The sequence below is a fragment of the Salipiger thiooxidans genome (assembly GCF_900102075.1).
GTDB classification, from domain to species: domain Bacteria; phylum Pseudomonadota; class Alphaproteobacteria; order Rhodobacterales; family Rhodobacteraceae; genus Salipiger; species Salipiger thiooxidans.
This window is the reverse complement of sequence record NZ_FNAV01000020.1, coordinates 1-21,181: the sequence shown is the minus strand read 5'-3', so window position 1 is coordinate 21,181 and position 21,181 is coordinate 1. Positions and strand designations below refer to the sequence as shown.

Genomic DNA, 21,181 nt, shown 5'->3' with positions numbered 1-21,181 from the left:
TGATCCTGTCACGATCGTTGAATTTGATTGTGCGGCCCGTGTGGAGTATCCGGGAAGCCTGATAAAGGCAGGTCCGACATGCACAGCTTCATTCTTCCGCCGACCAAGACCGTGGCCGACCTGACAAGGGCCGCCCGCGAACGCATCCTCATCCTCGACGGGGCGATGGGCACGCAGATCCAGACCCTCGGTCTGGACGAGGACGATTTCCGCGGCCACGGCGGGCAATGCTGCTCGTTCCACTCGGATCATCCGCAGAAGGGCAACAACGACCTGCTGATCCTGACCCAGCCCAAGGCGATCGAGGACATTCACTACGCCTTCGCCATGGCCGGGGCCGACATCGTCGAGACCAACACCTTCTCCTCGACGACCATCGCGCAGGCCGACTACGCGATGGAACAGGCGGTGTTCGACCTGAACGTCGAGGGCGCCCGCGTGGCGCGCCGGGCGCTCGACCGCGCCACCGCCGAAGACGGCCGCCCGCGCTGGGTCGCAGGTGCCGTGGGCCCGACCAACCGCACCGCTTCGATCAGCCCCGACGTCAACGACCCGGGCTACCGCGCCGTGACCTTCGACGACCTGCGCCGCGCCTACGGGCAGCAGATCCGCGGCCTCATCGCCGGCGGCGCCGACCTGATCCTGATCGAGACGATCTTCGACACGCTGAACGCCAAGGCCGCGATTTTCGCCTGTTTCGAGGCCTTCGCCGAGCACGGTGCGCGCCTGCCGATCATGATCTCGGGCACCATCACCGACGCTTCGGGCCGCACCCTCTCGGGTCAGACGCCCACCGCCTTCTGGCACTCGGTGCGCCACGCCCGCCCGTTCAGCGTGGGCCTGAACTGCGCGCTCGGCGCCGACGCCATGCGGCCGCACCTTGCAGAGCTCGCCGGTGTCGCCGACACCCGGATCTGCGCCTACCCCAACGCCGGCCTGCCCAACGCCTTCGGCAAGTACGACGAGGAACCCGAGGACACCGCCGCCAAGGTCGAGGTCTTCGCCCGCGAGGGTCTGGTCAATCTCGTCGGCGGCTGCTGCGGCACCACGCCAGAGCATATCCGTGCCATCGCCGAGCACGTCGCCTCCTACGCCCCGCGCCAGATCGAGGAAACCGCCGATGCATAAGCCCCTGCTCCGCCTCTCGGGCCTCGAGCCCTTCGTGCTCACCAGCGACATTCCCTTCGTCAACGTCGGCGAGCGCACCAACGTCACCGGCTCGGCCCGGTTCCGCAAGCTCATCACCAACCGCGACTATGCCGCGGCGCTGGACGTGGCGCGCGATCAGGTCGAGAACGGCGCCCAGATCATCGACATCAACATGGACGAGGGGCTCATCGACTCGAAGCAGGCGATGATCGAGTTCCTCAACCTCGTCGCCGCCGAGCCAGACATCGCCCGCGTGCCGATCATGATCGACAGCTCCAAGTGGGAGGTGATCGAGGCCGGCCTGCAATGCGTGCAGGGCAAGCCGGTGGTAAACTCGATCTCGCTCAAGGAGGGCGAGGAGTCCTTCCTGCACCAAGCCGGGCTCTGCCTCGCCTACGGTGCCGCGGTCGTGGTCATGGCCTTCGACGAGGACGGACAGGCCGACAGCTTCAAGCGCAAGACCGAGATCTGCGCCCGCGCCTACAAGCTGCTGACCGAGACCGTGGGCTTCCCGCCCGAGGACATCATCTTCGACCCCAACATCTTTGCCGTCGCCACCGGCATCGAGGAGCACGACAACTACGGCGTCGACTTCATCGAGGCGACCCGCTGGATCCGCCAGAACCTGCCGCATTGCCACGTGTCGGGCGGGGTCTCGAACCTGTCGTTCAGCTTCCGCGGCAACGAGTCGGTGCGCGAGGCGATGCACGCGGTGTTCCTGTACCACGCCATCAAGGCGGGCATGGACATGGGCATCGTGAACGCGGGCCAGCTCGCGGTATACGACCAGATCGACCCCGAGCTGCGCGAGGCCTGCGAGGACGTGGTGCTGAACCGCGCCCCCAATGCCGGCGGCACCGCCACCGAGCGGCTGCTCGACGTGGCCGAACGCTTCCGCGGCGGCGCCCGCGAAGAGAAGAAGCGCGACCTCGCATGGCGCGAGTGGCCGGTCGAGAAGCGGCTCGAGCACGCGCTGGTCAACGGCATCACAGAGTTCGTCGATCAGGACACCGAGGAGGCCCGTCTGGCCGCCTCGAAGCCGCTCGACGTCATCGAGGGCCCGCTGATGGCGGGCATGAACGTCGTCGGCGACCTCTTCGGCGCCGGCAAGATGTTTCTGCCGCAGGTGGTGAAATCCGCGCGCGTCATGAAGCAGGCGGTCGCCGTGCTGCTGCCCCACATGGAGGCCGAGAAGGCCGGCGGACGCGACAGCGCCGGCCGCGTGCTGATGGCCACCGTGAAAGGCGACGTCCACGACATCGGCAAGAACATCGTCGGCGTCGTCCTTGCCTGCAACAACTACGAGATCATCGACCTCGGCGTCATGGTGCCGCCGCAGAAGATCCTCGAGGAGGCCAAGGCCCACAACGTCGACGTGATCGGCCTCTCCGGCCTCATCACCCCCTCGCTCGACGAGATGGTCCACCTTGCCACCGAGCTCGAGCGCGAGGGCTTCGACGTGCCGCTGCTGATCGGCGGCGCCACGACCTCGAAGGTGCACACCGCGGTGAAGATCTCGCCGCGCTACACCCGCAACCAGGCGATCTACGTGACCGACGCCTCGCGCGCGGTGGGCGTGGTGTCCTCGCTGCTGAGCGAGACCCAGCGCCAGGGCTACATCGACGGCATCCGCAGCGAATACGCCGAGGTCGCAGAGCGCCACGAACGGGCCGAGCGCGCCAAGACCCGCCTGCCGCTGGCCGCCGCCCGCGCCAACGCCAAGCAGATCGACTGGACCGGCTACGAGGTCCCCGAGCCGAGCTTCACCGGCGCCAAGGTGATCGACGACTGGGATCTCGCCGAGATCGCCAGCTACATCGACTGGACGCCGTTCTTCCAGACATGGGAGCTCAAGGGCGTCTATCCGCGCATCCTCGAGGACGAGACCTACGGCGAGGCCGCCCGCAACCTGTTCGGCGACGCGCAGGCGATGCTGCAGCAGATCATCGGCGAAGAGTGGTTCGGCCCGCGCGCGGTGGTGGGTTTCTGGCCCGCCAACCGCGAGCAGGACGACATCCGGCTGTTCACCGACGCCACCCGCACCGAGCCGCTCGCGACGCTGCACACGCTGCGCCAGCAGACCTCCAAGCGGAGGGACAGCCCGAACCTCGCGCTGGCGGATTTCGTCGCCCCGGCGGGCGTGCTCGACTACGTCGGCGGCTTCGTGGTGACCGCGGGCCCCGAGGAGCAGGCGCTGGCCGAGAGCTTCGAGAAGGCCGGCGACGACTACGCCGCGATCATGGTCAAGGCGCTGGCGGACCGCTTCGCCGAGGCGATGGCCGAGATGCTGCACGAACGGGTGCGGCGCGAGCTCTGGGGCTATGCCCCGGACGAGGCCTTTACCCCCGAGGAGCTGATCCGCGAGCCCTATCGTGGCATCCGCCCGGCGCCCGGCTACCCCGCGCAGCCGGACCACACCGAGAAGCGCACCCTCTTCGACCTTCTTGGCGCCGAGGTCGCGACCGGGGTCGAGCTGACCGAGAGCATGGCGATGTGGCCGGGCTCCTCGGTCTCGGGGCTCTACATCGGACATCCCGACGCCTACTACTTCGGCGTCGCTAAGGTCGAGCGTGACCAGGTTGCGGATTACGCCGCCCGCAAGGGCATGCAGCTGGAAGAGGCCGAGCGCTGGCTGGCGCCGATCCTCAACTACCGCCCCGACGAAGCCGCCGCCGTCGCGGCGGAGTGACATAAGGGGAGGCCCCGGCCTCCCCGACCCTCTCCGGGCCGTGCAGGGTCTCGCGCCGCGCGATCACGGACCTCGATATTGCGGCAGGCCAGCTGCGGCGCCTCCGGCTTACTCAACACCGACCCGAGACCCTCGAACGCACCTTGTGACCGTCAGTCGGGCAATGCCTCGGGCGGACGTTGCTGCGGCCTGCTGTTGCGCTCGCGCAGACCTGTGCCGGTCTCCCCCGGAGACGCCCTTGCTCAAAGCGGGAGTGCAGGGCGTTTCTCGGCCTCATCCTGGCAATCCATGCCCAGATAGCGCACCAGTCTGTCCTGCCTGGTGCGCCCGGGCAGAAGCCTTACCGCGCGTATGCCGGACAACGCCGCCCCGATCACCGGGAGGGAGGCTCATACATTGATGAGATGTGGGCCCGCCGGAATGGGCCGTCTCAAGAATGGTCCGGGCCAGATGTCGGGACCAGGATCAGAAGTGAATCAGAGCGAGTTTTCCGGGCCTGTTCAGACCCTGAGCGTACCGTGCCGAGCGAAGCCGCCCAGCGGTCGATCCGTCGGCCGGTCCGACACGAACCCCCCGAAGATGTTCATCGCTGCCATGTCCTCGACTGCAGCACACCGTCCCCGGCGGGGTGCCAGCTACCACGGGCCGTGAAGCACGGCCCGTGGCGGTGATCAGCGCGCGATCAGAGGAACGCCTGCGCCACGATGGCCGAGCCCACGTAGGTGCCGGTCATCACCAGCACGGCGACCACGGCGATCTTCCAACCCGAGGTCTTGGCGATCTCGATCTCGCGCTTGGCGATCGCGATGCCTGCATATGCGAGGCAGGGCGTGGCCAGCGTCAGGAAATTCACGTGGCTGACCTTGTCGAGGATCCAGGCGCTGCCCGGGGTCCAGGGCATGGTCGCGAGAATGCCGACGGCGGAAATCCAGGCCACCGAGGGCAGCTTGAACGGCACGAACTTCGTCAGCAGCATGCCGATCATGCACATCACCCAAAGGATGATGAGCCCCACCAGCCCCTGCGGGACGGTGTTCTCCGTCGCCACGGTGTTGCCCACCAGGGCGATCACGCAAACAACCGCCAGCGCCGCGGCATGGGCGCCGAGGCCGAGCTTGGCCTCTTCTGTTGGATCGAGGGTTTGGGATTGGATGTCGCTCATGGTTCAGGCTCCGGTTTTCGAAGGCTCTTTGCGGCCCAGCAGGTCGTAGAGTTTCTCGGTCAGCGGCAGCGCCACGAAGACGCAGAGATAGAGACCGGTGGCATAGGTCAGCACGTTGGAGGCACCAGCGAGCGCGAGGATCTGCTCCTCCATGTCCGGCACCGCGTGCACCAGTGCCCCCGAGCAGGCCGCCATCATGCTGCCCGAGCCGATGCCGCAGGCCATGGCCAGCGCCTCGACCGAGAAGGCCCCGGTGGTGGCGAGGATCGAGGCGAGAATGGCGAAGATGAAGGTGCCGAAGAGCGTCCCTATCACGTAGACCCCCATGACCCCCGCGCCTTCCTGGCTCTTCAGCCCATACTTGTCCGCGATGATCGCGATATTGGGCTCGCGCGCCACCGAGAAACAGGCACCGATGGACTCGCGGCCCATGCGCAGCACCAGCACGGCCACCGGGAAGGCCAGCACGATGGTGCCGAGGTTGCCCAGCTCCTGCAGGACAAGCGCGGGGCCGGCGTCGATGATCTTGTCCATCGACGGGCCGATGATCGTGCCGAACTTCGCGATGAAGGGCATGATCGCGACGACGATCAGCGGAGATGCGGCATGCACCTCGCGGTCGCGGATCAGGACGCGCGCAGCCGAGATCACGTTGGGGTTTATCAGCAGCCCCAGCACGAAGGCGTAGAGCAGCGGCAGCAGCAGGATCGAGCCGATGCCGATGGGCACGGCGATGACCCCGATAAGCTCGGCGATCACGGTGATGACCAGCACGGTCAGGTGCAGCCGCCAGTCGAGAAGGATGTCTTTTATTGGCATGAGGGGACCTCTCTGTTGACGCCCCCTTGTGGGGGCGCATTGGCCGGGACCGGGCGGTTACCCGGTCCGTGGCGGTAGGAAAAGACCAGCGCCAGACTGACCCAAGGTAAGCATCAGCCCGGCGCGTAACCGAAGCCCTGCGCGGGGTTCGCGGCGGTCTCGACCCAGACGGACTTGGTCTGCGTATACGCCGCCAGCGCCTCGCGGCCGGACGAGCGGCCATAGCCGGAGCGCCCGAAGCCGCCGAACGGCGACATGACGTTGATCGTCTTGTAGCTGTTCACCCAGAAGGTGCCTGCCCGAACCTGCGCCGCCATGCGATGTGCCCGGCCGACGTCCTGCGTCCAGACCGCGCCCGCCAACCCGTAGGGCGTGGCATTGGCCAGAGCGATGGCCTCTTCCTCGGTGTCGAAGGGCAGCACCGAGACCACGGGGCCGAAGACCTCCTCGTTGGCGATGGTCATCTGCGGCGTCACCTGGTCGACCACGGTCGGGGCGAAGAAGAACCCGCCGCTTGCCGCAAGCCCCTCGGGTTTCGCGCCGCCGCTGGTGATCTCGGCGCCCTGGCTGACCGCCTCGCGGACCATCGCGTCGATCTTCGACCATTGCCGCTGGTTGTTGACCGGGCCGATCTGCGTCGCCGGATCCATCGGCGCGCCGACGGGGATGTTGCCAGCCGCGAGGCTCAGCTTTTCAACCATTTGCGCATGCACGGAGCGGTGCACCAGAAGCCGTGAGCCTGCCACGCAGCTCTGGCCGCAGGAGGCGAAGATCGCCGCCTGAGCGCCCACCACGGCGCGGTCGAGATCGGCATCGCCGAAGACGATGTTGGCTGACTTGCCGCCCAGTTCCAGCACCGAAGGCACCAGCCGCCGCGCAGCCGCGCCCGCGATCTTGGAACCCGCCTCGGCGGAGCCGACGAAGACCACCAGCGCCGTCGCCGGGTTCTCGATCATCGCCTGGCCGGAGCCCGGACCATCGCCCGCGATGACGTTGACGAGGCCCTTCGGTGCGCCGGCTTTCTCGCAGAGGATGCCGACCACGATCGACGACAGCGGCGTCAGCTCGGAGGGTTTGATCATCACGCCGTTGCCGGCACAGATCGCCGGGGCGACCTGCCAGCAGCAGGTGAAGAGCGGCGCGTTCCAGGGGGTGATCTGGCTGACCACGCCGAGCGGCTCGTGGCGGGTGTAGTTGAGGTGCGTCGAGGGCACCGGGATCACGTCGCCAGTGATCTTGTCACACCAGCCCGCGTAATACTCGAACATCTCGGCCATACGCGCCGGCTCGCCGGTAGTGTCGCGGATCGGGCGGCCCGAGGAGAGGGCTTCCAGCTCCGACAGCGCGGCGGCATTGGCGCGCAACTGGCGGCCGATCTCGAACATGATGCGACCGCGCTCGGAGGCGGTCTTGGCGAACCATTCCTTCTGTGCCCGCGTCGCGGCCTCGGCGGCCTGTGCGACGACCTCGGCGCCTGCGTCCTTGTAGCGGGCGAAGACCTCGCCCGTCGCGGGATCGGTGAGCTCCAGCGCGTGCCCGGTGCCGGGCACAAGCACACCGCCGACATAGGACTGCACCTCGGAAGAGCCGGTGAGACCCTTCAGCAACTCGGCCACGCGGGCCGCGGTATCGATGAGGTCCTTGGCCATCACATCTTTTCCTTATGGCTCAGGCGGTCCACTGCGGGATCGCCCATATGCATGAAATCATCGCCGTCCTTCAGGCCCGAGTTCTCCTCGGCCCAGAGATCGGCCACCAGGTCGGCCACCGGCATGGCGCAGCCGACGCTTTGCGCCAGCTCGCGGGCGAGGCGCACGTCCTTGCGCATCAGCCCGGTGCTGAAACCGCTGTCGAAGCTGCGTGGCAGCACCCAGTTGGGGAAGTGGATTTCCGAGATGGCACTGCGGCCCGTCGCAGAGTTGATCACCCGCAGCGCGTCTGCCGCGCCGACACCGGCGGCCTCGGCCAGCCGCAGCGCCTCGAGCGTCGTAACCATGTGGCTGGCGACCAGCATGTTGTTCACGAGCTTGGCGACATTGCCCGAGCCGCTCGGGCCGACGTGCAGGATTTTCGCCGCCATCGCCTCGAGCGCGGGCATCGCTGCACCGACCCATTTCTCGTCGCCGCCGAGCATCACCGAAAGCTGGCCCGAGGCCGCGCCGGAGGGCCCGCCGCTGACCGGCGCGTCGAGGAAGCCGTGTCCCTCTTCGGCAAGCGCTGCGGCGAGCTTGCGGCTGACCTCGGCCTCGGAGGTGGAGGTGTCGATAATGACCTTGGCCCCGGCTTCTGCGCCCAGCAGCCCGGCGCCCTGTGCCGCGGCGATGACGCCTTCGACATGCGCCGCAGTAGGCAGCGAAAGCACGATGACGTCTGCTGTGGCGAAGACGTCTTCCGGGCTCGCCTTTGGCGCGATCCCCGCCTCGCGGGCACGGTCCTGCGCCGCGGGAGCCGGGTCGTAGCCCGCCACCTCGAAGCCCGCGCGGGCAAGGCTCGACGCCATGCCGAAGCCCATGGCCCCAAGTCCGATCACCCCGGCCCGTTTGCCTGTCGTCTCTGCCATGTGATCTCCTGTCGTTGTGCGTCGCCAGCCACGTTCGGCCAGCATTCCAGACAGCTAACTGGAGGAATGGCGTTCACAGGAAGGGGTCACATTGCGCACATTGCGTTGCCCTCACGGCAACACCAGAGATCACCGGCGGAAGGCCACCATGCGGTCCGACAGGAAGCTCGCCACCAGTTCCACCGATTTCGGCAGGCGCCGGCGGGCCCGCACCATGAGGTGCGTGCTGACCCGGTGCAGCGCCGGCTCGTCCAGCTCGATCACCGCCAGATCGCCGCGATCCGCCTGAATCGACGCGGAAAATCTCGGCAGGAAGGTCACGCCCATGCCCGCGCTCACGTAGCGGATCAGCAGCGCGATGGAGGCTGTCTCCACATGCACCCGCAGCGCCAGCCCGCGGTCGGCGGCGACCTGCCCGACGAGGTGCCGGATGGCATGGCGCGCATCGAGCATGGCGACGGGATGCTCCAGCACCTCGGCCAGCCCGACCCGTCTCCGATCCGCCAGTGATGAATTCGCAGGCACAACGGCGCAGAGCGGCTGGCGCCCCATGGCCAGCGAGCGGGTCGCCTCGGACACCAGCGGGTTATAGGCGATTCCGATATCGGCCTCCCCCTCGATCACGCGGCGCTGCAGCTCGTCGGTGCCGGCGTGGTCGATGGCAAAGCGCAGGTCGGGCTGCAGCCGGCTCAGCTCCGACAGCCCGTTCTCCATCAGGTCGGCGGTGAACCCCTCTCCGAGCGCGATGCGCACGGTCTGCGTGCGTCCTGCCCGGTAGCGGCCGATCTGGTCAAGAAGGAAGGTCTGCTCGTCCTGAAGGTGCAGCGCGTGCTCGCGCAGAAGCTCCCCGGCCTCGGTCATCGTCACGCCCCTGGAGCTGCGCTCGAAGAGTGCCACCCCGAGCCGGGCCTCGGCCTCGGCGATCTTGCGCGAGATCGCCGAGGGCACGACATTCAGCCGATCCGCCGCGCGGCGGATCGAGCCCTCCTGCGCGACCGCGAGGAACTCGCGCAGGAAACGGCTGTCGAGCGCGTCCATCAGCCCCGCGTGGCGCGGCGGGCGAGGCGCACCCAGAGCTCGGCGCCGGCGGGCAGCACCGCGTCGTTGAAGTCGAACTTCGCCGAATGCAGCCCGGGGTTCTCGCCCTCGCGCGCCGCCCCGAGCCAGAGGTAGGCACCGGGAACCTCGTTCAGCATGAAGGCGAAATCCTCCGAGGCCATGCTCGGGCCGGTCATAGCGGTATCGAGTCCCATCTCCGCCGCCACGTCGCGGGCCAGCGCGGCCTCGGGGGCGCTGTTGATCGTCGCGGGGTAGCGGCGCTGGTAGTCGATATTGGCGGTACAGCCCTGCGCGGTGGCCTCGGCAGTGGCCACCCGGCGGACACGCTCTTCGATGATGTCGCCGGCCTCGGGCCCGAACCAGCGGCAGGTGCCGCGCAGTACCGCGCGGTCGGGGCAGACGTTGTAGGCCGAGCCGCTGTGGATCTGCGTAACCGAGACCACGCCGGGCTCGAGCGGCGAGAGCGCGCGTGCCGGGATCTCCTGCAGCGCCGCGGCGGTGCGCCCGGCGGCGGCGATCACGCCGTCGGACTGCTCGGGCATGGCGCCATGGCCGCCCTTGCCGAGGATTTCGATGTCGAAGACCGAGAAGGCCGCCATCATCTTGTCGTCGCGCGCCACGAAGCGCCCCGGCGCGAGGCCCGGCCAGTTGTGGATGCCGAAGACCTTGTCGACCGGGAACTGCGTGAAGAGCCCCTGCTCTATCATGACCCGCGCGCCGCCCTCGCTTTCCTCGGCGGGCTGGAAGATCAGCGTGACGGTGCCCTGTTCGACGCCTTCCGCCGCGATCTGCCGCGCGGCAAGCAGGAGCATTGCAGCGTGCCCGTCATGGCCGCAGGCGTGCATCTTGCCGGGAATGGTCGAGGCATGGGCCGCGCCCGTCGCCTCGACGATGGGCAGCGCGTCGATGTCGGCGCGCAGACCGATCACCGGCGCGCCCTGCCCCATCTGCGCCACGACGCCGGTGCCCGCGAGACCGCGGTGCACCCGCCAGCCCCAGCCGGTGAGCAGCGCGGCGATCATCTCCGAGGTCCGGTGCTCTTCGAAGCCCAGCTCGGGGTGGCGGTGCAGGTCGTGGCGCCAGGCAATGGCTTCGGCGATGTGGTCTTGGTCGAACATGAAGTCTCCTTGCGGACGCGCCCGGGCGCCCGTCTCGTGTCAGGGCGCCGCCGGCGCCTCCTGGAAAGTCAGCAGGATACCGCCCAGCCGAGCGTGCTCGGTCAGGACAAGTGCGCTGCCGATCTTCTGACAGGCGAAGCCGCCCGTGTCCACGAAGGGGAGGACCCGATCCAGCGCGCGGCAGGCGACGTCGAGCGAGATCACCGAGGGCGCGCCGTCCGGAGCAAGGTCTGCGGGCAGCGGGCCAAAGACTGCCCTGGCGGCATCGCGGCAAAGCACCCGCCAGTGGCCTCTGCCGGTGAAGACCGTGAAACCCCGGCCGGTGTCGGTGATCGCCTCGGAACCATGCAGCGTGGCGAGCCAGTCCCTCACCGCCGGTTGGTCTTTCGGCTCGGCAAGGATCGTGGCCGAGACAAAGCCGTGTGCGCCATTGGGGTGATCCATCCATTTCGGAAATTCGATCAGGTCGCGGCGGTGTTGCTGGCAGGCGAACATCGTCAGGCGCGGCAGGCCGGGCCGGGTGAAGATCTTCAGCGTGGTTGCGGTGCGGTCTGGCGCGCCGTCGTCGCGGATCACGTCGCGCCCGAACTCGATGGTGCCTTCGCAGTGACCGCCCCGCGCCACGACCGCCGCCTCATCCGCCTCGGCATCTGTCGAGTTGAGTGCCGAAAAAGGTACCCCGTCGCGCTCATCCAGCCAGCGCTGGACATGGCGGCCGAAAAGGAAGTCTCCCGCCGGGTAGCCTTCGAGCAGACTCTCGTCGCCGATCCCCACCAGCTCCAGCAACTGGTTGCGGAAGATCACCAGCGCAGTGGACGTGCCCCAGGGATGCATTCCCGGAGGTTTCATCAGAAAGCCGAGTGAAAGGTACGTCTCGCGCGCCTCGGCCAGATTGCGCACACAGACCAAAGGATGGTCGATCCCAAGCGACGTCATTCCGCCCGGCCTTTCAACTCTGCTAGCGTTGCGAAGCCTGCGAAACGCCCGACGCCGCGATCAGTGCCGCGAGGGCCGGTCACGACATGGCCGGGCGGGACATCCCTGGTGACGACTGCTCCGGCAGCCACCGTCGCCCCGGCCCCCACCTCGACCGGGCCGAGGATCATCGCGCCCGCCCCGACCACCGCGCCACGGCGCAGCCTGGGATGTCGCCCCTCTCCCATGTCGACGAAATTCGACCCCAGCGTGACCCCGTGCCAGAGGCTCACGTCCTCTTCGATCACCGCCGTCTGGCCGATCACCAGCCCGAGCCCGTGATCGAACCACACGCCGCGGCCGATCTCCGCTTGCGGCCAGATCTCGACCGAGAGCGCCCGGGTGAACTGGCTCTTGACCGCCAGAGCCAGCTCCTCGCGCCCCGCCAGCCAAAGCGCCCGGCTCACCCGGTAGGACAAGAGCGCGTGATAGCCGTTTGCGAAAAGCAGCACGCGCGGAGCCCCACCGGGTTGTCCGTCGCGCGCGCTGGTGACCAGCAGATCGTCAAGCGAGGTCTCCAGAAGATCGTTCCGGTGGCGGAAGAGCTCAACGGCCAGACCGCGCAGCCACACCCGCGCCTTGCCCTCGGGCAGGCAGGCGGCAAGCGCAGCCGCCATCAGCTCGGACAAGTCGGACAGCTCGCCTGGCTCGATCCCGAGCAGCGTTCCCACTCCCGGCTCGGTGGAGAGCAGCTCAAGAGTGTCTGACAGAAGCGTTTGCCGCAACCGATGTGCGCCCATGTGGCCTCGCGGGTGAACGAAGGGTTTCACGAGGCTGCCCCGAGTACCGTGCTGCGCACAAGAGCGGAAATGTTGCCGCCGTGTTGCTCTGGAGGGAACGCGAAGACTGAGCAGCAAGGCCCTTCGGGGCGAGGTTCCACTAGTGGTCGGTCGCCGCGCAGATGTGCGGGCTTCCCCCGAGATCCGTTGCCGCACGTCGAAGGACGTCTCAAAAGTTGACGTCGTGATCGACGACAGACTCGGCGCTCCTGATCCTCTCTTGAATGGCACCGCGGGGGAGCATCGGGAAGAGGTTGGGACGAAGAGACGAGCGCTTGCCGTGAGAGGGCAGGATCCGGCCCCTTTCTCCGCAGCGCATGAAGGTTGGCTGAAGACCGGAAACGTCCTGGAACTCTGCCGGGGGGGTCACGGGCCTCGAGCTGAACACAGGTGCCAGGGGCGCGTCTTTGCGACCGAAGGACCTACACCAGATTGGCGGGAATGAAGCCCGCAGACCTCGCGGCAACGAGGAAAGCGCGGCGCGCATCCTCGACCGGGCTCATGCAGTCCATTGCAGACTCGACTTTCGTGAGCGCCACCTGGCGCTCGCCATCGGAAATCGGCCACCTGCGGCGCAGCCAATATCGCACCTTTTCTATCGTGCTGAAGTGTTCAGTGTCGCCATTTTGCGACGTCATCAGGACCACAGGTTGGCCCCATTGAATTTCCATCATGTGTTTTCTTTCGATTGAATACGATCCACGCCAAAGCGATTGCATGTGCATGACATGCGCAATCGCCAGAGACGCAAAGGGATCATGAAGTTCCGGTAGATACCGCCACGGTCGGCACCAAGCGCCACCGCCAGACATTATCTATTGGTGAAATGCTCGGAGACGGCCCAAGTGCCGGTCTCGACATGCCGGCATCCGTGACGAGGCGAGCCTCGCCACGGATCCTCCGGGAGAGCAAGGTGCGGAACAGACTTCCCTGGAGGGTATTGTCCGCTCGACGCGCTCGCCTGGAATCCTCTGGTCTCGCAAGGGCTTCGCTTTGCGCGTCACCCAGACGTACAGCTGACAATTGGACGATCAGTCCATGCGGCGGGCGTCACGCTCTTCGCGAGCGGCCTTCAGGCGCGCTGTCTTCTCGGCCCTCACCTCGGCATCTTCCTCCAGGACGCGCTTCGCGTTCTTGGTGGTTTTGTCGATTGGCGTGACGGGCTCGGAATTTGTCACCTTCACATCCGAAACGCTAGGTTTCAGAAGTTTTCCGCCGTTCCCCGTCTGAGGAGGAACGCCGGGAAGCAAATCTTCAAATGTCGACTTCAAGCAAGCGCCAGATTATTGGCGTTTTCGCGACCATCACGGCCACTCTCAACGTCGAAGGTAACCTTCTGGCCATCTTCGAGCCGGTCGAGACCCGATCGCTGCAGGGCAGAAATATGGACGAAAACGTCCCTGCTGCCATTTTCAGGCTCGATGAAGCCGAAGCCTTTGGTGGTGTTGAACCATTTCACGGTGCCAGTGGCCATGTCCGTGGTCTCCTTAGAAATGCTGCCCGCAGAATCGCGACAGCCGGGCAAAAGTCGATCCAAGTCGGTCAACCGAAACCGGGTCAGCGGCAGCAGCATTTCGAAGAGAAGAAACGTAAGCCCTCCATCCATGAGCCTCGCCAGCCACAAACGCAAGGATTCTTTCTTCGGGATCCTAAAGCTGACGGGGCACGCGCGATGCCGCCTTGGAGGCCACTCCTCCACGGTGACATCATCGCCATTGGTCTCAAGCTCCCGACCTGGCGCTTCGGTCACCGCGCGGACCCGCCGACGCCTGCCGTGCTGCGCCGTTGGCGGTCCTGCGGGTTCGGATCCTTGCGCTGCCGATAATGCACCGAGGTGACGTCGGCCGGGACGCTCACGTACACAAGTTTGTCCAAGTTTGTCAGAGTTTCAGTGATGAGCCATTGCGCTCGGCGGTTTTTGCCTCCATATCGTCGGATGCTATCGTTACTCCATTCGAACCTCTGCTTTCCGTTCACCCGGCTCTCAGTTGATCGACTCGAACTGACTTTGCCGGGCCGCCGCAATAATGTGGGCGGCAACAGAACAGGAGACCACGGATATGGCCAATGGCACCGTGAAATGGTTCAACAGCACCAAGGGTTTTGGCTTCATCGAGCCTGAGAACGGCGGACGCGACGTGTTCGTCCACATCTCGGCGATCGAGCGCGCCGGCCTGACCGGCCTCGCCGATGCTCAGAAGGTTACCTATGACGTTGAGAGCGGCCGTGATGGCCGCGAAAGCGCCATCAACCTTGCTCTTGCATGAACTGCCGCCGGGCGCTCCTCGCGAGCGCCCGGCAACCAGCTCAGACATGTCCGGAACAATGCAAACGCCTCGCAGTCCGGCAGAATGGACGCGCGTGCTGATGAAGTACCGCACTCCGATCCTGTCGCGAAGCCTGTTCGAGCTGAGCGTCACGATCCTTCCGTTTTTGTTGATCTGGACCCTTGCCTGGCAGCTGATCTCCGTCAGTCCCTGGCTTAGCCTGTGTCTCGCGCTTCTGAACGCCGGCTTCTTGGTTCGCATCTTCCTGATCCAGCACGATTGCGGTCACGCGGCGTTCTTTGGGAGCAGAGCTCTCAATGACTGGACCGGGCGCATTCTCGGCGTCCTGACGCTGACCCCATACGACGTCTGGCGCCGGACGCACGCGATTCATCATTCGACAACCGGCAACCTCGACCGCCGCGGCGTTGGTGACATTCCGACCATGACGGTCAGCGAGTTCCAGGCTAGAAGCCGACTGAAGCGGATCATTTACAGAGCACTCCGCAACCCGCTGTTCCTCTTCGGCCTCGCTCCGTTCTACATCTTTTTCCTGCAGAATCGGCTGCCCGTCGGACTGATGCGATCTGGCAGAATCTACTGGGCAAGCGCACTCCTCACCAATGCAGGCATTGCGGCGACGCTCGCGCTTCTATGGGTCTTTGGCGGCCTCCAGGTCATCCTGCTGATATTCCTGCCCACGACGCTTTTCGCGAGCTCGATCGGGATGTGGCTGTTCTACGTCCAGCATCAGTTCGAGGACACCGAGTGGGACCACGAACCCGACTGGGTCGTACAGAACGCTGCGCTTCACGGATCTTCGTATTACGTCCTGCCGCCCGTACTGAACTGGTTCACTGCCAATATCGGCGCACACCATATTCACCATCTGGCCAGCAGGATCCCGTTCTATCGCCTGAGCGAGGTGCTCCGCGAGCATGACATGCTGGCGGGCATACAGCGTATCACCCTGCTGGACAGCCTGCGCTGCGCGCGGCTGCATCTTTGGGATGAAGACGCGAGGCGCCTCGTGACCTTCGCCGAAGCAAAAGCTTAACCGCCAGCACGCGGGCCTTTCCCGCAGAGCCGAGCAGCTGCCAGAAAGCTGGATGCCGGGGAGAAGTCCCGGCGCCCCGCCGCATTGGCGTAGACGTCACGAAGCTGGTCTTTTCTTCCGTTTCGAAGCGTTTGCTTCGCGCTCGAGCCGCGCTGCTCTCAGGCGACGGGTCTTCTCGAGGCGGTCGTTCGTCTCATCGTTGATGATCGCCATCGCCGCGCTGTGTGTGCGCTCTGCGACCGACACGCCCCCCTTGGACTTCTTCTGATCAATCTTGTTCGCCATAGTCTGATAGTCTCCAAGGGTGTCTTCAGCTGTTCAATTCTCGCGTTCATTGTGCCTTTCGGCATCGGTCGCGTTGGCGATTTCATCGGCCCAGACCTCGAAGCCCGTGAGTTCTGCGTGACCAAAGCTCTGTGTCAGGGGGACGTCTGCTGCATCACGCCCTCTTGCGATCAGCACGCGACCGATCCGGCGTTCATTGTTTCTCGGATCGAAAACCCACCACGTTCCGCCGAGATAGACTTCCATCCAGGCCGCGAAATCCCCCGGTGGATAGGGGGGAGGCATCCCGATATCACCCAGGTATCCCGTGCAGTAACGGGCCGGGATGTTCAGGCATCTGCACAAGGTGATGGCCAGGTGGGTGAAATCGCGGCAGACACCGACGCCTTCTGCCAGTGTTTGCGATGCTGTGCGGGTCGAGCGGGCGTGCTCATATCCAAAGGTTACCGCGTTGTGAACGTAGTCGCAGACGGCCTGCACCCGGTTCCAGCCGGGCGGAACATGCTCGAACATCTGCCATGCACGATCAGAGAGCAGATCCGTGTCGCAGTAGCGGCTTCCAAGAAGAAATACCAAGGTCTCGAACGGCAGCTCTTCGACCGGATGCTCCGCTGCGTCCTGAGCACATGCGTCCGGCACACCGAGATCCCGAAAGATCCCATCCGTTCCGAGCACGAAATCGCCGGCCGGGGCGACACATCTCGTGCACCAGTTCCCGAAAGCATCGCGATAGCTCTGCAAGGGAACGCTGGGTTTGGTGTGGAGGTAGTCCGGACGTTCCAAATCTCCGAAACGGGAAAAATGCACGTTCAGCAGCGCGATCATCGGTGTCGGTTTCACCAGATGATAGCGTAGTCGGCACCCCAAGCGGATTCTCATCGTTTCCAACCTTTATACATGCCTGGCATACCACCGGCGGGCCGCCCCTGCTGCTGGTGCATCGCTCAGTTGGCAAGGTGGCATTCCCCGCCACGCAGCCGAAAGTTGTCGTTGCACAACCAATCATTTCCGGAGTGATTGAGGTGCGCATTGGCCGGGACCTCCAGTGCGAGGCAACGATCGCCGCTGGCAGCGTAACCCCGCTCGCACACCCACCCGGGCCCCCCGTAGGAGTCGCTGAGATAAGCGTGTTCCGGTATCGCGATTTCCTTGCAACTGTCGGACGTCTTCACGTAGCCACGCTCGCACTCCCAGAGGTCGCCGATCTGGCGCCCCGTGAGAAAGCCGCGCTCCGGCACGTCAATCTTGACACAACTGTTCCGGGTCTTCGCAAAGCCTCTCTCGCAATCCCAGTCTCCGGCATAGGCACTCTCAGAAAGATACCCGTTCGCCGGGACGTCGATCCTCTGGCAGCCACCACCGCTTTGGATATAGCCGCGATCACAACGCCAATCGTTCCCCGCTGGGTTCAGATAGGCATTTTCCGGAACGTCGATCTGCTCGCAAGTCGAGGCCCCACTCTCGCGGAAGCCGTGCGCGCACTCCCAGCCTGAACCGTAGCTGCTGTTCGTGGAATACGCGTTCTCTGGTATGGCAACCGCAGCACACGCCCCTTCGCGCTCGCGATAGCCAGGATCGCATTCCCAGCCTCCGCCAAAGCGTCTCAACTGGGCATTCTCCGGCGGCTCCGGGCTGTCGGTCTGTGCCGCTGCCGGTACCATTGCGGACACCCCGATCCAGAACACTGCGAATGTCGTAAGCAGGCCAGCCGACCGCTCCTTGATGTCAGTGCGCGACATGAACAGGCTTTCCCAGGCAGGCCGACGCAAGGCCACGGTCCAGCCGCACTGCGACAGGTATGGTTGCGCGTTGGGCCTCGACGTCTGCGCCGCAGGTCGGGCGCGCCCCGTATGTCACATCGCCGCCCAACTTCGTCAGCAGCTCCAAAACGCTACCGTCGCGGCCGACGGAACCTGGAGAGATTGCGATGTTCGGCGTGGGGCGAGCGCGACCGGGCCTCAGGTGTTCCGCACCGCCGCTGGCGGCCAGGACTCTTCGGGAAAAACCGTGAGAGGACGCGACTGTGCCAACCGCCAAACAGTCGTAGTCCGCAGGGTCGGGATCGGGATGCAGGGTCATGCGATGTCTCCAATGGGCTCGCGTCAGCATTGCTTGTATTCGGAACCCCTCTACCGTCGGGATCTGGGCTCAGGGCCCTCGTCAGAGCTTTGGGGTCGAGCAGGCGTAGTTCCTTGCGCCCCTGCGCATCGTGCTGAACAAGGTAGATCCGGAAGACGGTTTCGAGGCCGCTGTATCCGGTCCGATCCTCTTCGATCAGAAGTTCGTAGGTGCCGGGCTGAAGCCAACCACTCCCAACAATCGGAAATGGCCTTTCGAAGGTAACTGTCGCCTTGCCCGGTGTCCGAAATGCGATGGCGCGCCCTCCAAGTGCACGACCTGCATTCTGCAAGATCCATGCTCGCGGCCAAGGCGCCTGAACATGACTACCGTGCGGTCTGCGTGGGATCGTAAAAGCGCATGGCAGGCTGCCAAGCGGCGGGTGACCGGATCGACAGGAGTTGTCACCTTACGCGTACCCTCGCAGGCTTTTCCTCGCATTACAAGTACAAGAGCACGAAAGTGAAAATCGCATTGTTTACATGGAATTACTCTGTCCCTTCGCGGTGAGACGCAGAGCGAACCGAGCGACTTGAGCACCCCCCGGAAATTCGGACACTCACATAAGCAACGATTTGCAGTCTGCTGATACTCGAGCCGAAGGAGATCAGAGATGTCGAAACGGACGCAGCACGCGCCTGAGTTCAGGGCGAAGGTCGCGCTGGAAGGGACCTGCTCCCCGCTGGTCCCTCATTCATAACGAGCGCCTGTTGGTTGGATTTTGGTATTCGGCTCCCCCTCTTGCGCAAGCGCGTCGGGCGCGGAGCCCTCATAGTACTCAAGCACTCGGCGCGCTTGTTGCGGGGTCTGGTTGCCCGGCGCTGCGGGGCCGGTCCGTGTTGTACAACGCAATCACAGACCACCCACGGGACCGAGGAGCGCGAGGTGCTCTACCGAACTGCGCCTGCCGAAGCGGCGTCGAGGCCAGCGCAACAGTACAACACCCGAGATCACCGCGGCGGTACGTCAGCTTGTTCTCCTGGCCTCCGACGATCTGATCGCCGGCATCCTAAATCGAAACGGTCTGCTGACCGGTCATGGCACCCGATGGACCCGGGAGCGCGTCACCGCACTCAGGTCGCATCACAAGATCCCGGTGTTCCGCCAGGCTCCCGACGGCACCGCCCCCTGGCTCAACCTGACCAACGCCGCGCGCCTGCTCGGCGTCACGACGAAGACACTCAGACCCGCCGCCGAAGCCGGCAGCATCGAGGGCGCTCATCCGTGACCGGACGGTCAGTGGATCTTCGCCCGCGCGGAACCCGGTAAGGCCAAGGGAGAAGCCGGACACATCGCGGAGACCCTCACCCGCCTCGACCTGGTGATCCTGGACGAGCTCGGATACCTGCCGTTCAGCGCTTCAGGGGGCGCCTTGCTCTTCCATCTGCTGAGCAAGCTCTACGAGCGCACCAGCGTGATCATCACCACGAACCTCAGCTTCAGCGAGTGGGCCACAATGTTCGGTGACGCCAAGATGACCACCGCGCTCCTCGATCGGCTGACCCATCGCAGCCACATCCTCGAGACCGGAAACGACAGCTTCCGCTTCAAGGACAGCGCGGTCGCAGCCACCCGGAAAAAGAGGGAGGGACGCCATGTCTTGACCCAATCATGACCCGCTCAGCATAATCCAAGGCGGGTCACTTCTCGATGGAACACCCGGGTCAGTTCTGGGTGGAAATCAACATCGTAGGCCAATGTCGCAGCAATTGCGCTGGCGGCAATTGCTGCGCGCGATATCTGGTGTCGAGCCTACGCTTCAGCCAGTCGGCGGCGTGGACGGGTTGAAGAAGAAGCGGACCATCTCTGAGCTCGCATCCGGCCCTTTCGGATCGGTATAGCTTCCTGCGGACTGTCCGCCGGACCATGCATGTCCCAGCCCCTCGACAACCCAGTGTTCGACCGCTTCCGTACCGGCGTCGCCATAGGTCTTGCTAAGTTGATAGGATCTCCCCCCCGCGGCGCCCGCAGTCTCGGTCTGAAGGCTCTGCGACGGGCCGCCCTCGAGAGCCTGCCGGACGATACCCGCGCCGTTGGACGGGTGAACGGTGGCGTCGGCATCGCCGTGAAAGACGATGGTTCGCGTAGGAGCCGTGCGCGGAGCGCTTCCGGCCTCACGACCGGCCATGGCCGAAAAGGCGGAGGGGACATCTTTCGCGGCCCCCGCTGGCAGACCCGAATGCGCGCCCACCGCCTTGAACACCTCCGGGTAGGCGCCGCCAAGGATGACCGCCATTGCCGCGCCCGCCGAGAGACCCGCCACGAAGACCTTGTCCCCGGGTATGGCATGGCGGGCGACGACCTCGCGTGTCAGGCCGGCAAGGATGGAAGGCTCGCCCCGATCCCGCGCCTGGTCACCGCGGCTGAACCAGTTCCAGCAGGACTGGGCATTGTCACCGCGCGATTGCTGCGGGTAGACAACGACGAACCGGTGTTGCTCGGCCAGGGCGTTCATGCCGGTCCCGGCGGCAAAATCCTCCGGGGTCTGGGTGCAGCCGTGAAGCATCACCACAAGGCCGGTGATCCCCTCCTGCGCCGAGGCGGGCACGTAGGTGCGGTATCGGCGCGTTCCGGCGGCGCAGGTGAAACTGTCCTCGGCATATTGTGCGCCGTCCGGAAGATCGGCGGGTGGCGTTGCGGGCCGGCCTTCGAGGTGAAGGCGCGCCATCAGCCCGGAAAGCGCCGAGGTCAGCGTGTCATTGCCGTCATCGGCGGGCGACCCGGCCACCGGTCCGGCCGTCAGGCCGTGCTGGGCGAGGGTTCGGGTCACGAGGTCGTTTGCGGAGGCAAGCCGCGCAGCGCGCGTTTGCCCGGTCGCCGTGCGCCATGCGCCGGCGTTGAGCTTGATCATCTGTTCCGTCCTTGTGAGAGCCGACGCTACAGGATGCGGTCGGCGAGGGCCTTCTTGATGTCCGCGGACGCCTGGAGGCTGCCGAGAACGGTGATCGAGCCGATGGTCGCCCGGGCGAGGTCGGGCGTGACGTCTGAGCCGATGCGGGCGAGGCCCACGACCTTGATATGCAGGACCTCGCCCGCCGCACGAAGCTGCTCAAGCTCCGTCCGACCGAAATCCCGAAGGCCGAGCTCCATGGTGTGGCGCTCGATGGAGCGGTCGACCGCCTCTCCATGCGTATCCAGTTGCTT

21 protein-coding genes and 1 pseudogene are annotated in these 21,181 nt (G+C 65.5%); 6 read left to right on the top strand and 16 right to left on the bottom strand.

Annotation, left to right across the window (positions count from 1 at the left end; all coding sequences use genetic code 11):
- Window positions 1–78: 78 nt before the first annotated feature.
- Complete coding sequence (locus BLQ77_RS23490; RefSeq protein ID WP_089963242.1) at window positions 79–1,128, top strand: homocysteine S-methyltransferase family protein; 1,050 nt, start codon at window positions 79–81, stop codon at window positions 1,126–1,128.
- Window positions 1,121–3,838, top strand: coding sequence for a methionine synthase (metH, locus tag BLQ77_RS23485; protein WP_089963240.1), 2,718 nt, complete (start codon window positions 1,121–1,123; stop codon window positions 3,836–3,838). Before BLQ77_RS23490 ends, metH begins: the two co-directional genes overlap by 8 nt.
- A 682-nt stretch (window positions 3,839–4,520) precedes the next feature.
- On the opposite strand, the gene BLQ77_RS23480 is transcribed toward metH, so the two are convergent.
- From BLQ77_RS23480 to BLQ77_RS23425, 11 genes are all read right to left on the bottom strand, one after another.
- Window positions 4,521–5,000 (bottom strand): hypothetical protein, encoded by a 480-nt coding sequence (locus tag BLQ77_RS23480; RefSeq protein WP_089963238.1) that lies wholly within the window; start codon window positions 4,998–5,000, stop codon window positions 4,521–4,523.
- Window positions 5,001–5,003: 3 nt separating this feature from the next.
- Window positions 5,004–5,819 (bottom strand): DUF3100 domain-containing protein, encoded by an 816-nt coding sequence (locus BLQ77_RS23475; protein ID WP_089963236.1) that lies wholly within the window; start codon window positions 5,817–5,819, stop codon window positions 5,004–5,006.
- A gap of 113 nt (window positions 5,820–5,932) precedes the next feature.
- A complete protein-coding gene (locus BLQ77_RS23470) occupies window positions 5,933–7,468 on the bottom strand; it encodes an aldehyde dehydrogenase family protein (RefSeq protein ID WP_089963234.1) in 1,536 nt (511 codons plus the stop codon).
- Window positions 7,468–8,424, bottom strand: a complete 957-nt coding sequence (locus tag BLQ77_RS23465) for an NAD(P)-dependent oxidoreductase (RefSeq protein ID WP_089963232.1) — start codon at window positions 8,422–8,424, stop codon at window positions 7,468–7,470. Before BLQ77_RS23465 ends, BLQ77_RS23470 begins: the two co-directional genes overlap by 1 nt.
- 84 nt (window positions 8,425–8,508) lie before the next feature.
- On the bottom strand, window positions 8,509–9,417 hold the full coding sequence (locus BLQ77_RS23460) for a LysR family transcriptional regulator (RefSeq protein ID WP_089963230.1): 909 nt from the start codon (window positions 9,415–9,417) through the stop codon (window positions 8,509–8,511).
- Window positions 9,417–10,556 carry an amidohydrolase gene (locus BLQ77_RS23455; RefSeq protein ID WP_089963228.1) on the bottom strand — a complete coding sequence of 380 codons (1,140 nt, stop codon included), beginning with the start codon at window positions 10,554–10,556 and terminating at the stop codon, window positions 9,417–9,419. Before BLQ77_RS23455 ends, BLQ77_RS23460 begins: the two co-directional genes overlap by 1 nt.
- Before the next feature lie 39 nt (window positions 10,557–10,595).
- Complete coding sequence (locus BLQ77_RS23450) at window positions 10,596–11,492, bottom strand: VOC family protein (protein ID WP_089963226.1); 897 nt, start codon at window positions 11,490–11,492, stop codon at window positions 10,596–10,598.
- Window positions 11,489–12,202: a serine O-acetyltransferase gene (locus BLQ77_RS29740; protein WP_278184723.1), complete on the bottom strand. Its 714-nt coding sequence runs from the start codon at window positions 12,200–12,202 to the stop codon at window positions 11,489–11,491. Before BLQ77_RS29740 ends, BLQ77_RS23450 begins: the two co-directional genes overlap by 4 nt.
- 530 nt (window positions 12,203–12,732) lie before the next feature.
- Window positions 12,733–12,984 carry a DUF982 domain-containing protein gene (locus tag BLQ77_RS23435; protein WP_008883155.1) on the bottom strand — a complete coding sequence of 84 codons (252 nt, stop codon included), beginning with the start codon at window positions 12,982–12,984 and terminating at the stop codon, window positions 12,733–12,735.
- Window positions 12,985–13,341: 357 nt separating this feature from the next.
- A complete protein-coding gene (locus tag BLQ77_RS29520) occupies window positions 13,342–13,488 on the bottom strand; it encodes a hypothetical protein (protein WP_242661838.1) in 147 nt (48 codons plus the stop codon).
- A gap of 89 nt (window positions 13,489–13,577) precedes the next feature.
- The gene (locus tag BLQ77_RS23425; protein ID WP_008883179.1) at window positions 13,578–13,784 is read right to left on the bottom strand and encodes a cold-shock protein; all 207 of its coding nucleotides are present in this window, start codon (window positions 13,782–13,784) and stop codon (window positions 13,578–13,580) included.
- Window positions 13,785–14,370: 586 nt separating this feature from the next.
- On the opposite strand from BLQ77_RS23425, the gene BLQ77_RS23420 reads away from it, so the two are divergent.
- Entirely contained in the window at window positions 14,371–14,577 is a 207-nt protein-coding gene (locus BLQ77_RS23420; RefSeq protein WP_008883462.1) for a cold-shock protein, read from the top strand.
- A gap of 46 nt (window positions 14,578–14,623) precedes the next feature.
- Window positions 14,624–15,634, top strand: coding sequence for a fatty acid desaturase (locus BLQ77_RS23415; RefSeq protein WP_089963218.1), 1,011 nt, complete (start codon window positions 14,624–14,626; stop codon window positions 15,632–15,634).
- Between the two features lie 96 nt (window positions 15,635–15,730).
- On the opposite strand, the gene BLQ77_RS23410 is transcribed toward BLQ77_RS23415, so the two are convergent.
- From BLQ77_RS23410 to BLQ77_RS23400, 3 genes are all read right to left on the bottom strand, one after another.
- On the bottom strand, window positions 15,731–15,919 hold the full coding sequence (locus BLQ77_RS23410; RefSeq protein WP_089963216.1) for a hypothetical protein: 189 nt from the start codon (window positions 15,917–15,919) through the stop codon (window positions 15,731–15,733).
- Window positions 15,920–15,952: 33 nt separating this feature from the next.
- Complete coding sequence (locus tag BLQ77_RS23405; RefSeq protein ID WP_008883344.1) at window positions 15,953–16,798, bottom strand: transglutaminase-like domain-containing protein; 846 nt, start codon at window positions 16,796–16,798, stop codon at window positions 15,953–15,955.
- Between the two features lie 65 nt (window positions 16,799–16,863).
- Window positions 16,864–17,658 carry a hypothetical protein gene (locus tag BLQ77_RS23400; RefSeq protein ID WP_089963214.1) on the bottom strand — a complete coding sequence of 265 codons (795 nt, stop codon included), beginning with the start codon at window positions 17,656–17,658 and terminating at the stop codon, window positions 16,864–16,866.
- A gap of 1,475 nt (window positions 17,659–19,133) precedes the next feature.
- Between BLQ77_RS23400 and BLQ77_RS29735 the strand changes: the two genes are divergently transcribed.
- Both BLQ77_RS29735 and BLQ77_RS23390 read left to right on the top strand, forming a co-directional pair.
- Window positions 19,134–19,265, top strand: coding sequence for a hypothetical protein (locus tag BLQ77_RS29735; protein ID WP_278184722.1), 132 nt, complete (start codon window positions 19,134–19,136; stop codon window positions 19,263–19,265).
- Window positions 19,266–19,304: 39 nt separating this feature from the next.
- Window positions 19,305–19,652: pseudogene (locus BLQ77_RS23390) on the top strand (ATP-binding protein); the annotation flags it as partial.
- Window positions 19,653–19,796: 144 nt separating this feature from the next.
- Here BLQ77_RS23390 and BLQ77_RS23385 read toward each other — a convergent pair.
- Both BLQ77_RS23385 and BLQ77_RS23380 read right to left on the bottom strand, forming a co-directional pair.
- Window positions 19,797–20,888 (bottom strand): extracellular catalytic domain type 1 short-chain-length polyhydroxyalkanoate depolymerase, encoded by a 1,092-nt coding sequence (locus BLQ77_RS23385; RefSeq protein ID WP_089963211.1) that lies wholly within the window; start codon window positions 20,886–20,888, stop codon window positions 19,797–19,799.
- Between the two features lie 26 nt (window positions 20,889–20,914).
- Window positions 20,915–21,181: ribbon-helix-helix domain-containing protein (locus BLQ77_RS23380; protein ID WP_511227987.1), on the bottom strand; the 267-nt coding region annotated here is incomplete at its 5' end.

Excerpts from the sequence above, each read along its gene's own strand:
- BLQ77_RS23385 (WP_089963211.1), bottom strand. The coding sequence starts at position 20,888 with ATGATCAAGCTCAACGCCGGCGCATGGCGCACGGCGACCGGGCAAACG.
- BLQ77_RS23490 (WP_089963242.1), top strand. The coding sequence starts at position 79 with ATGCACAGCTTCATTCTTCCGCCGACCAAGACCGTGGCCGACCTGACA.
- BLQ77_RS23455 (WP_089963228.1), bottom strand. The coding sequence starts at position 10,556 with ATGTTCGACCAAGACCACATCGCCGAAGCCATTGCCTGGCGCCACGAC.
- BLQ77_RS23435 (WP_008883155.1), bottom strand. The coding sequence starts at position 12,984 with ATGATGGAAATTCAATGGGGCCAACCTGTGGTCCTGATGACGTCGCAA.
- BLQ77_RS23405 (WP_008883344.1), bottom strand. The coding sequence starts at position 16,798 with ATGAGAATCCGCTTGGGGTGCCGACTACGCTATCATCTGGTGAAACCG.
- BLQ77_RS23420 (WP_008883462.1), top strand. The coding sequence starts at position 14,371 with ATGGCCAATGGCACCGTGAAATGGTTCAACAGCACCAAGGGTTTTGGC.
- BLQ77_RS23410 (WP_089963216.1), bottom strand. The coding sequence starts at position 15,919 with ATGGCGAACAAGATTGATCAGAAGAAGTCCAAGGGGGGCGTGTCGGTC.
- BLQ77_RS23460 (WP_089963230.1), bottom strand. The coding sequence starts at position 9,417 with ATGGACGCGCTCGACAGCCGTTTCCTGCGCGAGTTCCTCGCGGTCGCG.
- metH (WP_089963240.1), top strand. The coding sequence starts at position 1,121 with ATGCATAAGCCCCTGCTCCGCCTCTCGGGCCTCGAGCCCTTCGTGCTC.
- BLQ77_RS23425 (WP_008883179.1), bottom strand. The coding sequence starts at position 13,784 with ATGGCCACTGGCACCGTGAAATGGTTCAACACCACCAAAGGCTTCGGC.
- BLQ77_RS23470 (WP_089963234.1), bottom strand. The coding sequence starts at position 7,468 with ATGGCCAAGGACCTCATCGATACCGCGGCCCGCGTGGCCGAGTTGCTG.
- BLQ77_RS23465 (WP_089963232.1), bottom strand. The coding sequence starts at position 8,424 with ATGCTGGCCGAACGTGGCTGGCGACGCACAACGACAGGAGATCACATG.
- BLQ77_RS23400 (WP_089963214.1), bottom strand. The coding sequence starts at position 17,658 with ATGTCGCGCACTGACATCAAGGAGCGGTCGGCTGGCCTGCTTACGACA.
- BLQ77_RS23475 (WP_089963236.1), bottom strand. The coding sequence starts at position 5,819 with ATGCCAATAAAAGACATCCTTCTCGACTGGCGGCTGCACCTGACCGTG.
- BLQ77_RS23450 (WP_089963226.1), bottom strand. The coding sequence starts at position 11,492 with ATGACGTCGCTTGGGATCGACCATCCTTTGGTCTGTGTGCGCAATCTG.
- BLQ77_RS23415 (WP_089963218.1), top strand. The coding sequence starts at position 14,624 with ATGTCCGGAACAATGCAAACGCCTCGCAGTCCGGCAGAATGGACGCGC.
- BLQ77_RS23480 (WP_089963238.1), bottom strand. The coding sequence starts at position 5,000 with ATGAGCGACATCCAATCCCAAACCCTCGATCCAACAGAAGAGGCCAAG.